This window comes from Flavobacterium sp. JAS, from assembly GCF_020991455.1.
Classification (GTDB): domain Bacteria; phylum Bacteroidota; class Bacteroidia; order Flavobacteriales; family Flavobacteriaceae; genus Flavobacterium.
Genome location: NZ_JAJMOX010000009.1, coordinates 34266 through 48282, shown reverse-complemented (window position 1 = coordinate 48282; position 14017 = coordinate 34266). Strand labels below are relative to the sequence as shown.

Here is a 14017-nt window from a genome sequence, read left to right as displayed (position 1 = left end):
TTGAAATCTCGGTAAAACCAAAAAATCATTAGAAAATTAACAATATATCCTGCAAATAATTATTATTTCATAATTATATGCATGCATAGTATATTTTATGACAGTTATCATGAATTTATTTATACTTTAGCAATAAATTTACCGGATATATCGAGGAATAATGAAAATAAAAATAATAGGTATAGGAAGTTATATTCCTAATAAAGAAGTAAGCAATACTGACTTTGGCGATCATGTTTTTTTGAATGAAGACGGAACTCCTTTTGGTTACCCTAACGAAGTTGTAATAAAAAAATTTAAAGGTATTACCGGTATCGAAAATCGCCGTTATGCCGAAGACCAACATACCTCATCTGATTTAGCTTATTTTGCAGCCGAAAGAGCTCTTGAAAATGCTAAAATCGATCGCGAGACTTTAGATTATATCATTTTTGCACATAATTTTGGTGATGTAAAGACAGGAACAAATCAATCTGATATTCTACCGAGTTTAGCAACACGCGTTAAAAACAAATTAGACATCAAAAACCCTAAATGTGTAGCTTACGATATTCTTTTTGGATGTCCCGGCTGGATTGAAGGTGTTTTACAGGCAAATGCATTCATTAAATCAGGAATGGCAAAACGCGTTATGGTAATTGGCGCTGAAACCTTATCAAGAGTTGTAGATGATCATGATCGTGATTCTATGATTTATTCTGATGGTGCAGGTGTTTCAATTTTAGAAGCATCTGATGATGAAGCTGGTTTGTTATCTTACGAAAGTGCCACTTTTGCAAATGAAGAAGCTAACTTTTTATACTTCGGAAAATCATATAATCCAGATTTAGATCCAGACATTAAATACATCAAAATGTACGGACGTAAAATCTACGAATTTGCTTTAAGCCAGGTTCCATGTGCGATGAAAAGCTGTTTAGACAAAAGCGGAATTGCAATTGATGACGTAAAGAAAATCCTTATTCATCAGGCCAACGAAAAAATGGACGAGGCGATTATTGCACGTTTCTACAAACTTTACGACAAAACTGCACCCGAAAATATTATGCCAATGAGTATTCATGATTTAGGAAACTCAAGCGTTGCAACGGTACCAACTCTTTATGATTTATTGATTCAGGGCAAACTTGAAAACCATGAAATCAATAAAGGAGATGTTGTAATTTTTGCTTCTGTTGGAGCAGGAATGAATGTTAACGCATTTGTATATCGATATTAAATTAAGTTTTTTCTAAATGCGAGTTTAATACGCTCGCAAAGACGCGAAGTCGCAAAGTTTTATATTAATTACTTTGCGACTTCGCGTCTTTGCGAGAAATTCAATCTAACTTTTTATTAAACTTAAAAAATTAAGTCCCGCATTTAAAACCATCATTTTAAATGCGGGCTTTCATTTTTCATTCAAATTAAAAAACAGCAAAAAAAGAAGTAATCTTTGTATATTTGCGACCTAATTATAAAATCAAGAACGACAGATTGTTTCGTTCCTTTCAATAACTATGTACGAAAAAACGTTTCCGAATAAAAGATTCAAACTTACCCTAGAGTTTTTACAAAAACACATTAAAACATCAGAAACCATTTTTGATTTTGGTGTCCCAAATCCGTTCTCTAAAATAATGGAAGAAAATGGTTATACCGTAAAAAACACAAAAGGGGAAGATTTAGATAACGATCAAACTGCTTTACAAACAGAAGAATATACTGTTTTTACTGCCTTTGAAATTTTCGAACATTTGCTAAATCCGTACACAATTCTAGAAAACGTAAAATGTGATAAATTGTTAATTTCAATTCCGTTACGTTTATGGTTTTCACCAGCATATCGTTCTAAAACAGATATGTGGGACAGACATTACCATGAATTTGAAGACTGGCAACTGGACTGGCTTTTAGAAAAAACAGGCTGGAAAATAACCGATCGTCAAAAATTCACACATCCGGTAAAGAAGTTTGGATTCAGACCATTACTAAGATATTTCACTCCAAGATATTATATTGTTGTTGCGGAAAAAGTGAAAGCATAAACAAATTCCAATATTTAAATTCCAAATTCCAATTTAAACCATTATTAGGTAAGAATTGGAATTTGGAATTTAAAAAAAATTGGGATTTAATTTAAAATTTATGAGATATTACATAGTCATTCCCGCGCACAACGAACAAGATTTAATTGGCTTGACCTTACAATCTTTGGTTTCTCAAACTGTTTTACCTGCAAAAGTTGTTGTTGTAAATGATAATTCAACAGATAAAACAGAAGAAATTGTTTTAGGTTTTGCAAAAGAAAATCCATTTATTTCTGTTGTAAACAAAACTTCTGATGCGATTCACATGCCGGGAAGCAAAGTGATTCAGGCTTTTCAGAAAGGTTATGAAACTCTCGATTCAGAATATGATATTATTGTAAAAATAGATGGCGATTTAATTTTTCCTTCAAATTACTTCGAAACTATCATCAATCACTTTCAATCAGATCCAAAAATTGGAATGGTTGGCGGATTTTGTTATATCGAAAAAAACGGAGATTGGGTTTTAGAAAATCTAACCGATAAAGATCATATTCGCGGTGCACTAAAAGCTTACAGAAAGGAAACTTTCCAGCAAATTGGAGGTTTAAAACCTGCAATGGGTTGGGATACGGTAGACGAATTACTTTGTAAATACTATGATTGGAAAATAGTTACAGACTCTTCTTTACATGTAAAACACCTAAAACCAACTGGTGCAAATTACAATAAAACAGCACGTTATAAACAAGGCGAAGCTTTTTATACGTTAGGATATGGTTTCTGGATTACAGCAATTGCCTCTGCTAAGCTGGCGATGATGAAGAAAAAACCATTGCTGTTTTTTGATTATATTAAAGGATTCTGGAAAGCTAAAAAAGCAAAAACTCCTTTACTCGTTACCCCTGAACAAGCTAAATTTATTAGAAATTACCGTTTTCAGAAAATGAAACAAAAGTTAATTTGATTCGGAAAACAACCGAAAATCCTTAACTCATAACCCAAAACTCGTAACTTCTTTTTACCTTAGCCAATATTTGTAAAACTTATGATGCTAATTCGTTATTTATCCCAAATAGGGAGATATTTTTTAATGCTGAAAGAAATTTTCAATAAACAGACTAAATGGCCTGTTATGAAAAAGTTGATTTTCAAAGAAATTGATGATCTAATAATCGACTCACTTGGTATCGTTTGCTTTATCTCCTTTTTTATTGGAGGAGTTGTTGCCATACAAACTGCTTTAAACCTTACTAATCCGTTAATTCCAAAATATTTAATTGGTTTTGCTACACGTCAATCTGTGATTCTGGAGTTTGCTCCTACTTTTATATCGGTAATTATGGCCGGAAAAATGGGCTCTTACATTACTTCTAGTATTGGTACAATGCGTGTTACAGAACAAATTGATGCATTAGAAGTTATGGGTGTTAACTCTTTAAACTACCTTGTTTTCCCAAAAATAATAGCTTTATTAATGTATCCTTTCGTAATTGGAATCAGTATGTTTTTGGGTATTTTTGGTGGATGGCTTGCTTGTGCTTATGGAGGTTTTTCGACCAGTCAGGATTTTATTCAAGGTGCTCAAATGGAATTTATTCCTTTTCATATTACATATGCTTTTATTAAAACTTTGATTTTTGCAATGTTATTAGCTACAATTCCATCATTTCACGGATATTACATGAAAGGTGGTGCACTTGAAGTTGGTAAAGCTAGTACAGTATCATTTGTATGGACATCTGTTTGTATTATTCTTTTTAATTATATATTAACTCAATTATTATTAGGATAATGATCGAAGTAAAAAACATAGAAAAATCATTCGGCGACAGTAGAGTTTTAAAAGGCGTTTCGACCGTTTTTGAAACTGGAAAAACCAACTTAATTATTGGACAAAGTGGATCCGGAAAAACTGTTTTATTAAAAACTTTACTAGGAATTCATACACCGGATTCAGGTACAATTGAGTTTGACGGACGTGTTTATTCGGAACTAAATCCGGATGAAAAAAGAGAATTAAGAACTGAAATTGGAATGGTTTTTCAAGGAAGTGCTTTATTTGATTCGATGACTGTTGAAGAAAATGTTGCTTTCCCTTTAAAGATGTTCACGAACGACAACAAAGCTAAAATTCAGGAACGTGTTGATTTTGTTTTAGAAAGAGTAAACCTAATTGACGCTCATAAAAAATTACCTTCGGAGATCTCAGGAGGTATGCAAAAACGTGTGGCGATTGCCCGCGCGATTGTAAATAACCCAAAGTATTTATTTTGTGACGAACCTAACTCAGGTCTGGATCCAAATACGTCTACGCTGATTGATAACCTGATTAAAGAAATTACGGAAGAATATAATATTACAACTGTAATCAATACGCACGATATGAACTCGGTAATGGAAATTGGCGAAAACATCGTATTCTTAAAAAAAGGGTTAAAAGCGTGGCAGGGAACTAAAGAAGAAATCTTTAGAACTGATAATAAAGACATTGTGAAGTTTGTTTACTCTTCGAACTTATTCAAGAAAGTTAGAGAAGCCTATTTGAAAGGTTAAAACCTTTTAAAAATTTAAATAAAAAAATCCCAAATTCCAAGCTTATCAAAATTGGAATTTGGGATTTTTTATTGGAAGTTCCCTTTTATGATTGGAATTTGGGATTTCTAATATTGAAATTTCCCTTTTATTTAATTCGTGTTTTTTATAGGCAAAAGTTCAACCTCAGCATTTGGATTAAAAAGATAAGTTCTTCCCGAACTGATTTCGATACATTCGAAACGTTTGGTTCTAACCGCTAATTTCTTGAAGATTTTACCATTTTTAATTCTGAACACACTTCCAAACGGAATTTCAAAAACATAGTTTTTATCATTTTGTGCGTCGTATTGTTTTAATGCCAGAGACAAAGTTGTATCCGTATCACTACTTGCTGATGGATTTTTAAAATGTCTCGCTAATAAAGGTAATAAACCACCCGGAAAGATCTCCGGACGTATAAATGGAATCATCGTTCTCTGGAAAGTATGTTTCCATTCATTTCCATGAGGTTTTATATTTCGTCCAAACTTTTCAAACGCTACTAAATGGGAGATTTCATGAATTAGCGTAATCAAAAAACGATACTTATTTAAACTTGCATTTACCGTGATTTCATGTTTACCGCTCGGACCCCTTCTGTAATCTCCGTGACGTGTTTGACGTTCGTTTACGATTTTCAGATGAACCTGATTGGCAACAATCAAATCAAATACAGGCTTTACAGCGTGTTCCGGTATATATCTTGCAAGAGTTTCGTTCAAAATAATTATGAGTTATGAAGTATGAGTTATGAGTTTTTAACTAGATTATTCTTTGATGTAATTATTATACTTTTGATTATTTTCAGCACTTCTCCGCATTGATTGTGCATTGACTCAAACTCAATTGTAGAAACATAATTTGTAGCGTTTAAAATTTCTAACCAATAAATACATCGATTCATCACATTCCTTTTGAGAAATTGATAACTTATGAATGAAATCTGCTTTGCTTTGTGCATTAACCGCTTCACGAACATTTGCTCCAACCGAAGTAATAGAACGCAAAAATTGTTTACCCATTACAAATTCCTTCTTTTCAGAAACTAACCATTTATAAAAGTTAACACCTCTAATTGCTAATTCAAAACTCTTAGTTTTCACAATACTTTCATTCATAACTCAAAATTCATAATTTATAATTAACTAAGGATTTGTTGACGAAACTTCCAGTACTTTCCCATTAAAATATTTATTTCCATTCAATGTAAAATCATAAATATAAGTTGCCATTCCTTCGGCTGAAATTGGGGCTTGATATCCAGGGAAAGCTTCGTTTAACATTTCTGTCTGAACAGATCCCAGAGCCAGAACGTTGAATGAAATTCCTTGTTCTTTATATTCTTCGGCAAGTAATTCTGATAAGGTAATAACTGCGCCTTTACTTGAACTATATGCTGCTAAACCTGCAAATTTAAGACTTCCACGCACACCGCCAATAGAACTAATTGTGACAACGTGACTTCCTTTTTGAAGGTACGGTAAGCAAATTCTGGTAAGATTTGCAACGCCAAAAACATTTACTTTGTAAATACTTTCAAAATCAGCCTGAGTTGTTTCTGCAAAAGGTTTTAATAACAAAGCTCCGGCATTATGCACGACTGCATCAACTTTTTTCCAGGTTGACGAAAGAAAGTTGCTCACTTCTTCCAAAGCAGCTTCATTTGCCAAATCAACTGAAAGGCAAGTAACATTTTGATGTTCTAAAAGTGTTTGAGGTATTTTTCTTGAAATAGCTAAAACCTGATGACCAGCATTAGCAAATTGTAGCGCAAGTTCGTAACCAATTCCTCGACTGGTTCCGGTAACAATAATATTTTTCATAAAGCAAAAATAAGCAAATCCGGTAAAATGACCGGTTATTTATTCATCGTAATTTCTTCTGTTGGCGTTGTAGCAATTCTAGTCACTGCCGGCAAAAACTCCTGAATAAAAGAAGTCATATGCGGAATATCCATAACCTTAAATTCATCTGAAACATGATGATAAAATTCAAAATTCTCAAAATCAAAAGTACTTATAGATTGACATGGTTTTTTAAAAACATCATAAAATGAATAGTTATCTGATCTGTAAAACAATTTATATTCAGCTTCTTTTGGGAGAAAACCGATTGTCTTTTTGCCTGTGTATTCATTTATTTTTTCTGCCATGTTCGATTTATCAAAACCTGTGATATAAGCCAGATAATCTCGTTTCATTGGCACACCAATCATTTCAATATTTAGTTGTGTATATAAATTAAAATTCTGTTTTTTCAGTTTCTGTACTAAACTTTTAGAACCCAGCAAACCTTTTTCTTCTCCGGCAAAAAACACAAAAAGAATACTGCGTTTATTAGATTTTGTTTTAGAAAAATATTTAGCCATTTGTGCAACCGCAGTAACTCCTGATGCATCATCGTTCGCACCGTTATTAATCATATCTGCTTGTTGTTTACTCTCCAGTCCAATATGATCATAATGCGCACTCAAAACCACAAACTCTTTTTTTAGTTTAGGATCTGTTCCTTCTAAAACTCCCACAATATTATATGCAGGTTTATCAAAATTGGTAAGGGTATCTCGATAAGTAGTAAAATATGGTTTTATATTGTTCTTTTTGAAAAAATCTTCCAGAAAAACTGCTGCTTTATCTATGCCTTTTGTTCCGGTTTCGCGTCCTTCTAATTCATCTGAAGAAAGATATTTTAAAAAATCTGAGACTTCGGTTTCACTTACTTTATAAGTGATTTCAATGGGTTTTGAAGTGTTTTCGCTTACTGCGGATGGATTTGATTTACAGGCTAAAAAAACAAATGGAAGAAGAAAGTACATTTTTTTCATAAATGAAAGATTTGGTTTTACTTCAGAACCTAAATTTCTAAAGCAACTGGTTTAAAATATTTCTTATACACTTTGAACACCTGAATACTTCCCAAAACAATAAAAAGCAACGGAATAAAAACAGGTATTATATACTTTGAAAATTGACTTGTTTTCTGAAAAAGCGTTTGCAGAATTACAATCAAACTCAACATTCCTAAAAAAACACCAATCAAAGTTCCTGCAATATAATAATATTTTAACTTTCTTTCAATTGTAATATACTTTCCGTTAAGTAAATAAAGGTTCCAACTGGTCCAAAATGGCAATTGCAAAAAATTAAAACAATTTAAAACCACACCAATTACAAATGGCGAATACATCAAATATCCCAGTAAATTATCATTTAAAGTTGTAGTCGAATTAAAATTAGAATAAAAGAAATAGGCCAAAACAAACATGAATCCGACAGCAAAAAAATCAATTATCTTCATTAATCTTTTATTTCTAATGAGTTGTTTTGCAAAAAGCAATGTAAAATAAATGACAAAGGTTTCAACAAACACAACTCCAAACAAAAAGAAAACTAAATTGTAAAGACCCGATTTTGAATAAATTTCTAAACCAACTAAATTTAAATATCCCAACGGAATCGAACCGATGAAACTCACCAGAAATCCAATTGAGATATTCTTCAGTTCTTTCATATTCAAAAATGCATGATCTTATTATTCTGTGCCAAATGCAATCTGTATTCACGGATTCCAACTTTATAATTTAAATACGGAACTCCCATCTTATGATTCTCAGCGCTGATTTCATACATGTACGTAATATGTCGCGCCAATTCTTTCCAGGCAAACCAAACGGAATGTTTAGGATCGTAAATATGTGTTGGCTCGCTTGCGGCCCCATTAAGTTCTACGATTTGAAAATTTTCGCCTCGTTCCAGTTCTTCAAAAGTATTGTACATGATATCAAAACGTCCAAAATAGAATTCCGGAATTTGAGTTGCGATTTCGTTAATCATTGCGATTAATTTTGGCGTAATCAAATTACTTCCGTCAAGAAATTTTGCACCGCGTGAGTGATTCCCAAACGGAACTAAATTTACCATTTCACCATTTTGCAAAACCCGATGCAACTGGCTTCCGTATTCTTCCTGTAAAGCATCGAGCTGAAATTTAAATCTTGGTGTTTTACAAATTAAATCTTCGATTGTAGAACTTCCGTCACCGGTAACAATTAAAAATTCTTTGGATACAATTCCCGTAATTTTACCTTCTTTTTGATGCGGATGACGCACGTAAAAAATACCAACTTCATTTTTGAACGGAATTAAATCTTGTATCAAAAAATCAAAGTTTGCTTTTCTGGCGTATTCACTTAATTCGTAAACATTTCTGATTTTTTTTACTCCGGAACCGCGCAAACCAATATCTGGTTTAGCGATTAAAGGAAAGTAAACCCTGTTATCAACTATCGTGCTTACAATCTTTTTTAAATCTGTATTTTCCTTAATTAAAATCGTTTTTGGATAAAAATTCTTAGGAAGCAAATCATAAATTTGTTTTTTGCTTTCCATTATAAATCCTCCATTTTTAATTTTTGGATTAGAGGCATTAAAAAAGAAAACAGATCTGGCTTTGATTGCATAATATGCCCAAAGAAAATAAATAGGAACGTACAAAACCTGAAATGGCCAATATTCCCAATTGCTTATTTTATGGAAAAATAGTTTCATCTTTATTTGTTTTTTAAATGCTTATAAATGAGGTTGAAAAATCTTGTGTTTTAATCAAATCATAGTACTTCATAGTACCTTTATTCTGCTTAATGACAACCTGTGTCACACTTAGTGTTTTTAAAGTGTTTTCCCGATTAATAATCAAACCGTTTTCAGAATCATCACTTTGAGTATTTCTATGAAAATCCAGCATATCTAAAGCTGATATTTCGTTCTTATCTTTCAAAAAATCAAAAAACCAGTCTGAACGCCTTTTTCTAATTTCGTCAGAATATAAAGTGACCGAAGACCAAATATAATTTCTGGTCTGGTCTAACAGCGTCTTCCATTTTGTAAAACCATCCCAAATCAATTCGTATAATTCTTCGCTCTGATATAAAACCAAGGTAAACGGCTCGATATCTTCGAGATTTATTTCGTTCCAAAAATCCTTTGGCGATGGATTTGAAATAATATCCAGAGCAATTAATCCACGGCTTTTTCTGTAAAGAAATACAGGATTGTGTTTTTTAATTCCACCATTCAAAAGCACTAATACCGTTCCGCTTTCATCGACTGCAAACCACGTTCCTCCTGCTTTTGGATCTTTTGGATACATTACGTTTTTACCATTCAAACAATAATTTCTTGGCGCAAGAGCTCCCGGACGAATTACTTTTTCATCTCGATTTGAAGTTATTATGACAACTCCGTTATTATTTACAAAACTTACTGTACACATTGTTTTCTATATTCTATGGTCGAGCGTGCTACACCAAAATTTTCATTAACCGAAATATCTTCAAGCTGCAAAACGACCACTTTTATTAAAGCCTGATGATGAATGCAATGTTCCAGATTATAAAGCAACTCTCTATAATAATTGCTTTGAATCCGGATCGCAAGACCGTCAATTACTTGCTCTAAATAGATGGTTTTGTTTTCGCTTTTCAGCCCGGTTTTTATTTCTGTTATAAATTGTTTTGCAAATTCGGTTTCAGTTTGAATACGGATATTTCTTTCGCGATTATCATAGTTTAAAATTCCCGACTCATAACCATTTTCAAGACATTTGTACATTTCGACAATATGTCTTACATGTTCTCCAATCGTTGCGTTACTTAAAGCTTCGCAAGATTTTGCATAATCTTTATCTGATAATTGATCTAATAAAGAAATTAATTCATCTAAACTGTGGCGTATTGATTTTAGTAACATGGCTATTTTAGTTTTAGAAGATTAAACAATTTATTTTTATTGAAGTAAAGCAATCCTAAACAACATATCAAGGTAATAACAGCTAATGAAAACAGAAATCCTCCGTCGTTTTCTACCACTATTCCCAAGACAAATAAATGCGACAAAATTGCTCCGGTCATTATTCCGCATCCGCCCAAAGCACCAATATAGGTGGTTTTAGGAATCAGAATTAAAATTGCCACAATCAATTCGGCAATTCCTGAGCCAATTCTCCCGTAAGGTTCTGCTCCCAAAGTCGAAAAAATATAAATACTTTCTGCTGCTCCGCTGAATTTAAAAAATAAGGTTTGCAACAAGATTCCTGCTGCCACGATTCTTAAAATCCAGATTATTTTTTCTGTTTTCATGATCGTTTTTATTTATATATTTTTTTCCAGTTATTATCAGCTTCTGACTTTAGATTTGCCTCATCTTTATTCCAGCTTTTCAATGTATTATTAAAATAAGCGTTGTAAAATAAATAGAGTTTACCATCGACAATCTTGAAAGTTTCAGGATTTATTTCGACTTTTTCACCTGCACTTCCCATTGCATAAGCGCACCATCCGCCATATTGAGGTTCATATTTTGATGGATTTTTTAAGAACGTTTCTTTATTTTCGCTTGACGAAAATTTATAAATCACACCTTGATAATAGGTTGAGATTTCTTGTTTTCCTTTAACTGCTTTTCCTTGATTAAAATATCCAACAGGATCATAACCCTTAATAGCCACTTTGTTTTCTAAGTTATATTGATTAATTCGTTTCGCATCGTTTTGAGCAAATGAAATACCCGAAACCAAAATCAACACAAATAATATTAGCTTTTTCATCTTATTTTATTTGATATTTGTTAATACTGAAACAAGTAAATCGGTCGTAATGCGATGCTTAAAATCCGGAGAAATATATTCGAATAAGATATCAGATTCCGTGTTTAGAACAAAAATGGACGGAACTGGTAAGAAATTAGCATTTGCTCCTTTAGAATGTACGTAAATTACTGCTTTATAGTTTTCGGGAGCATCATAAATAATTCCAACTGCTTTAATAAGTTCTCCTTTTGAATCAGAAAGCAAGGTGTATTTTACTTTGTCTTTTTCTTCTGTAATTTTTAAATTTTCGGGCGCATCAGGACTAACGGCTATAATTTGGTAGCCTAAATCAAGAATTTGTTTTTCGGCTTCGGCCAATGCCTGCAAATGTGTGTTGCAATAAGGGCACCAACCGCCACGATAAAAAACTAAAACTGTTTTTTTCTTTTTAAATAAATCAGAAAGTTGAACATCTGTATTATCAGATGTTTTTAAAGTAATGTCCGGAATTTTCTCTCCTATTAATAAAGGAGCAATATCTGTCGCAGATTTGGGAATTGTGCTTTGTGCATTAGCAATCGAACTTAAGGTTGCTAATGCAATAAAAAGTAATTTTTTCATAGTTTTTTTTGGTTTTACATCTTTTTGATGATGTAAAATTACTTTGCTATGAAAAAGGAAAATGTCGGCTAATTTACACTTAGCCTAAAATAATTATATTTTGGTAATGTCTGGAATGATAATTTCTTTTCTATTGTAAGCTAAAAGATTATTAGATTCCATTTCATTCAATAATTGTGTCGCGGTTTGCCTTGAAGTGCAAATGATTTGAGCAATATCACTTTGAGTAAGATAATTATCAATTACCACCATATTTCCTTCTCTTATACCTTCTTTCTCGGCCCAATCCTTCAGGAAGTGATACAATCTGGTTTTTGCATCTTTAGAAATTAAATTTGCATAACTGTTCTTGATGCGTTTCATTTTCAGACCAACAAATTTGGTGTACGAAAGCGCCAAGGTTGGATTTTTAAGCAATAAATCTTCAAAATCAGACATTAAAAAACTACAAATCGCAACATCGTCTGAAAGGACTTTTGCGTACTCTTCGTTTTTTGAATCGGTTTCTAAAGTTAATTCGCCAAACAAATCTCCTTTTTGAATAATGTCTTTTATGGTTTCATTGCCATCGTCGTCAACAGCAACAATTTTGATATTTCCTTTTTTAAGTAAAAAAATACGTGGCAAATCTGAAGTAGAGAAATAAATAATCTCTCCTTTTGAAGCTTTTTTAAAACCTGTAATAATACACAATTGTTTGATTTGTGAATAACTCAAAGTTCTAAACAATTTATGATCTCTTAAATACCAATATTTTAAATCTTCGTACATAAAAAAGTTTCTTTATGTAAAGATAACCAATTTAAAAACCAAACAAAAACCCTTTCAGACACAAGCGCCTGAAAGGGTTTTACTTTATAATATTTATAAGAAAATTACCCTGCAATAACTGCTCTTGAAATTACAATTTTCTGGATCTCTGAAGTTCCTTCATAGATTTGAGTAATTTTTGCATCACGCATAAAACGTTCTACATGGTACTCTTTTACATAACCATTTCCTCCGTGAATCTGAACCGCTTCTACAGCTGTGTCCATTGCCACTTGCGAAGCAAATAATTTTGCCATTGCACCACTTACATCATAGTTTTTATGCTGGTCTTTATCCCAAGCTGCTTTCATACATAAATGACGGGCTGCCTCGATATTAACCGCCATATCTGCTAATTTGAAAGCAATTGCCTGATGATTGCAAATTTCAGTTCCAAAAGCTTTACGCTCTTTAGAATATTTCAAAGCCAATTCATAAGCTCCTGAAGCGATACCTAAAGCCTGAGAAGCAATTCCGATACGACCTCCAGCAAGGGTTTTCATCGCAAATTTGAATCCGAAACCATCTTCTCCAATTCTGTTTTCTTTAGGAACTTTTACATCACTAAACATTAAAGAGTGTGTATCAGAACCACGGATCCCCATTTTTTGTTCTTTTGGTCCAATAGAAAAACCAGGCATATCTTTGGTCATAATCAAAGCATTGATTCCTTTGTGTTTTTTCTCCGGATGCGTTTGCGCAATTACCAAATAAACTGATGCCGTATTTCCATTAGTAATCCAGTTTTTTGTTCCGTTTACTAAATAGTGATCTCCCATGTCAATGGCAGTCGTTTTTTGAGAAGTTGCATCACTTCCGGCTTCCGGTTCACTTAAGCAAAAAGCTCCGTGAATTTCACCTGAAGCTAAACCCGGTAAATATTTTTGTTTTTGTTCTTCAGTTCCAAATTCTTGTAATCCCCAGCAAACTAATGAGTTGTTTACAGACATCACTACAGAAGCAGATGCATCAACTTTAGAAATTTCTTCCATTGCAATTACATACGAAATTGCATCAAGTCCGCTTCCACCATATTTAGGATCAACCATCATTCCCATGAATCCTAATTGTCCCATCTTTTTAATTTGTTCTGTCGGAAAAATTTGTTTTTCGTCACGCTCAATAACACCTGGTAACAATTCGTTTTGAGCAAAATCTCTAGCGGCTTGTTGAATCATTAAATGTTCTTCGGTCAGATTGAAATCCATAGTCTTTGTAGTTTTATTGTTTTTGAAAACCAAAATTTAAAAAACTTCGTTTATAGAAATAATTTGGTTTTGTGTTTTAATTGTTTTTGCTTTTTTAAACGGCTTCCAAAGATAATTTTTAAAACTTAAATTAACAATGCGCGCATATAAATTTAATAGATCAGCAACAATTACGATAACGTTTTCGTAATAATAGCGAAATTTAGC

General features: G+C 32.6%; 18 protein-coding genes. 5 read left to right on the top strand and 13 right to left on the bottom strand.

What is annotated here, in order from left to right; genetic code table 11:
* Positions 1–160: 160 nt before the first annotated feature.
* From LPB88_RS14460 to LPB88_RS14440, 5 genes are all read left to right on the top strand, one after another.
* Positions 161–1219, top strand: coding sequence for a 3-oxoacyl-ACP synthase III family protein (locus tag LPB88_RS14460; protein ID WP_230716404.1), 1059 nt, complete (start codon positions 161–163; stop codon positions 1217–1219).
* A gap of 280 nt (positions 1220–1499) precedes the next feature.
* Positions 1500–2027 carry a methyltransferase gene (locus LPB88_RS14455; RefSeq protein WP_230716403.1) on the top strand — a complete coding sequence of 176 codons (528 nt, stop codon included), beginning with the start codon at positions 1500–1502 and terminating at the stop codon, positions 2025–2027.
* Between the two features lie 100 nt (positions 2028–2127).
* The gene (locus LPB88_RS14450) at positions 2128–2976 is read left to right on the top strand and encodes a glycosyltransferase family 2 protein (RefSeq protein ID WP_230716402.1); all 849 of its coding nucleotides are present in this window, start codon (positions 2128–2130) and stop codon (positions 2974–2976) included.
* A gap of 81 nt (positions 2977–3057) precedes the next feature.
* Complete coding sequence (locus LPB88_RS14445; protein WP_230716401.1) at positions 3058–3804, top strand: ABC transporter permease; 747 nt, start codon at positions 3058–3060, stop codon at positions 3802–3804.
* Positions 3804–4565, top strand: a complete 762-nt coding sequence (locus LPB88_RS14440; RefSeq protein WP_230716400.1) for an ABC transporter ATP-binding protein — start codon at positions 3804–3806, stop codon at positions 4563–4565. The genes LPB88_RS14445 and LPB88_RS14440 overlap by 1 nt, the downstream gene beginning before the upstream one ends.
* A gap of 131 nt (positions 4566–4696) precedes the next feature.
* Here the strand turns inward: LPB88_RS14440 and LPB88_RS14435 are convergent, their stop codons facing one another.
* The 13 genes from LPB88_RS14435 to LPB88_RS14375 all read right to left on the bottom strand — a co-directional run bounded on the left by LPB88_RS14435 (position 4697) and on the right by LPB88_RS14375 (position 13810).
* Positions 4697–5308 (bottom strand): SprT-like domain-containing protein, encoded by a 612-nt coding sequence (locus LPB88_RS14435; protein WP_230716399.1) that lies wholly within the window; start codon positions 5306–5308, stop codon positions 4697–4699.
* A 120-nt stretch (positions 5309–5428) separates the two neighbouring features.
* Positions 5429–5704, bottom strand: a complete 276-nt coding sequence (locus LPB88_RS14430) for a four helix bundle protein (RefSeq protein ID WP_370635838.1) — start codon at positions 5702–5704, stop codon at positions 5429–5431.
* Positions 5705–5731: 27 nt separating this feature from the next.
* The gene (locus LPB88_RS14425; RefSeq protein ID WP_089351992.1) at positions 5732–6409 is read right to left on the bottom strand and encodes an SDR family oxidoreductase; all 678 of its coding nucleotides are present in this window, start codon (positions 6407–6409) and stop codon (positions 5732–5734) included.
* Between the two features lie 35 nt (positions 6410–6444).
* Positions 6445–7410: a M20/M25/M40 family metallo-hydrolase gene (locus tag LPB88_RS14420; protein ID WP_230716398.1), complete on the bottom strand. Its 966-nt coding sequence runs from the start codon at positions 7408–7410 to the stop codon at positions 6445–6447.
* A gap of 29 nt (positions 7411–7439) precedes the next feature.
* Positions 7440–8096 (bottom strand): hypothetical protein, encoded by a 657-nt coding sequence (locus LPB88_RS14415; protein WP_230716397.1) that lies wholly within the window; start codon positions 8094–8096, stop codon positions 7440–7442.
* Between the two features lie 2 nt (positions 8097–8098).
* Complete coding sequence (locus LPB88_RS14410) at positions 8099–9133, bottom strand: D-alanine--D-alanine ligase (protein ID WP_230716396.1); 1035 nt, start codon at positions 9131–9133, stop codon at positions 8099–8101.
* A 13-nt stretch (positions 9134–9146) separates the two neighbouring features.
* The gene (locus LPB88_RS14405) at positions 9147–9857 is read right to left on the bottom strand and encodes an NRDE family protein (RefSeq protein WP_230716395.1); all 711 of its coding nucleotides are present in this window, start codon (positions 9855–9857) and stop codon (positions 9147–9149) included.
* The gene (locus LPB88_RS14400) at positions 9845–10333 is read right to left on the bottom strand and encodes a DinB family protein (protein ID WP_230716394.1); all 489 of its coding nucleotides are present in this window, start codon (positions 10331–10333) and stop codon (positions 9845–9847) included. Before LPB88_RS14400 ends, LPB88_RS14405 begins: the two co-directional genes overlap by 13 nt.
* A 2-nt stretch (positions 10334–10335) precedes the next feature.
* Positions 10336–10722: a DoxX family protein gene (locus LPB88_RS14395; protein WP_110835514.1), complete on the bottom strand. Its 387-nt coding sequence runs from the start codon at positions 10720–10722 to the stop codon at positions 10336–10338.
* Between the two features lie 8 nt (positions 10723–10730).
* Positions 10731–11189: a YHS domain-containing (seleno)protein gene (locus tag LPB88_RS14390; RefSeq protein ID WP_230716393.1), complete on the bottom strand. Its 459-nt coding sequence runs from the start codon at positions 11187–11189 to the stop codon at positions 10731–10733.
* A 6-nt stretch (positions 11190–11195) separates the two neighbouring features.
* On the bottom strand, positions 11196–11792 hold the full coding sequence (locus LPB88_RS14385) for a peroxiredoxin-like family protein (protein WP_230716392.1): 597 nt from the start codon (positions 11790–11792) through the stop codon (positions 11196–11198).
* A 93-nt stretch (positions 11793–11885) separates the two neighbouring features.
* Positions 11886–12563 (bottom strand): Crp/Fnr family transcriptional regulator, encoded by a 678-nt coding sequence (locus tag LPB88_RS14380; RefSeq protein WP_110835517.1) that lies wholly within the window; start codon positions 12561–12563, stop codon positions 11886–11888.
* A gap of 104 nt (positions 12564–12667) precedes the next feature.
* Positions 12668–13810 carry an acyl-CoA dehydrogenase gene (locus tag LPB88_RS14375; RefSeq protein WP_230716391.1) on the bottom strand — a complete coding sequence of 381 codons (1143 nt, stop codon included), beginning with the start codon at positions 13808–13810 and terminating at the stop codon, positions 12668–12670.
* Positions 13811–14017 lie beyond the last annotated feature (207 nt).

Bases quoted from the DNA above. Each gene is read 5' to 3' on its own strand.
- LPB88_RS14410 (WP_230716396.1), bottom strand. From the start codon at position 9,133: ATGAAACTATTTTTCCATAAAATAAGCAATTGGGAATATTGGCCATTT.
- LPB88_RS14460 (WP_230716404.1), top strand. From the start codon at position 161: ATGAAAATAAAAATAATAGGTATAGGAAGTTATATTCCTAATAAAGAA.
- LPB88_RS14440 (WP_230716400.1), top strand. From the start codon at position 3,804: ATGATCGAAGTAAAAAACATAGAAAAATCATTCGGCGACAGTAGAGTT.
- LPB88_RS14430 (WP_370635838.1), bottom strand. From the start codon at position 5,704: ATGAATGAAAGTATTGTGAAAACTAAGAGTTTTGAATTAGCAATTAGA.
- LPB88_RS14380 (WP_110835517.1), bottom strand. From the start codon at position 12,563: ATGTACGAAGATTTAAAATATTGGTATTTAAGAGATCATAAATTGTTT.
- LPB88_RS14405 (WP_230716395.1), bottom strand. From the start codon at position 9,857: ATGTGTACAGTAAGTTTTGTAAATAATAACGGAGTTGTCATAATAACT.
- LPB88_RS14455 (WP_230716403.1), top strand. From the start codon at position 1,500: ATGTACGAAAAAACGTTTCCGAATAAAAGATTCAAACTTACCCTAGAG.
- LPB88_RS14445 (WP_230716401.1), top strand. From the start codon at position 3,058: ATGATGCTAATTCGTTATTTATCCCAAATAGGGAGATATTTTTTAATG.
- LPB88_RS14420 (WP_230716398.1), bottom strand. From the start codon at position 7,410: ATGAAAAAAATGTACTTTCTTCTTCCATTTGTTTTTTTAGCCTGTAAA.
- LPB88_RS14395 (WP_110835514.1), bottom strand. From the start codon at position 10,722: ATGAAAACAGAAAAAATAATCTGGATTTTAAGAATCGTGGCAGCAGGA.
- LPB88_RS14425 (WP_089351992.1), bottom strand. From the start codon at position 6,409: ATGAAAAATATTATTGTTACCGGAACCAGTCGAGGAATTGGTTACGAA.
- LPB88_RS14415 (WP_230716397.1), bottom strand. From the start codon at position 8,096: ATGAAAGAACTGAAGAATATCTCAATTGGATTTCTGGTGAGTTTCATC.
- LPB88_RS14390 (WP_230716393.1), bottom strand. From the start codon at position 11,189: ATGAAAAAGCTAATATTATTTGTGTTGATTTTGGTTTCGGGTATTTCA.
- LPB88_RS14385 (WP_230716392.1), bottom strand. From the start codon at position 11,792: ATGAAAAAATTACTTTTTATTGCATTAGCAACCTTAAGTTCGATTGCT.
- LPB88_RS14375 (WP_230716391.1), bottom strand. From the start codon at position 13,810: ATGGATTTCAATCTGACCGAAGAACATTTAATGATTCAACAAGCCGCT.
- LPB88_RS14400 (WP_230716394.1), bottom strand. From the start codon at position 10,333: ATGTTACTAAAATCAATACGCCACAGTTTAGATGAATTAATTTCTTTA.
- LPB88_RS14450 (WP_230716402.1), top strand. From the start codon at position 2,128: ATGAGATATTACATAGTCATTCCCGCGCACAACGAACAAGATTTAATT.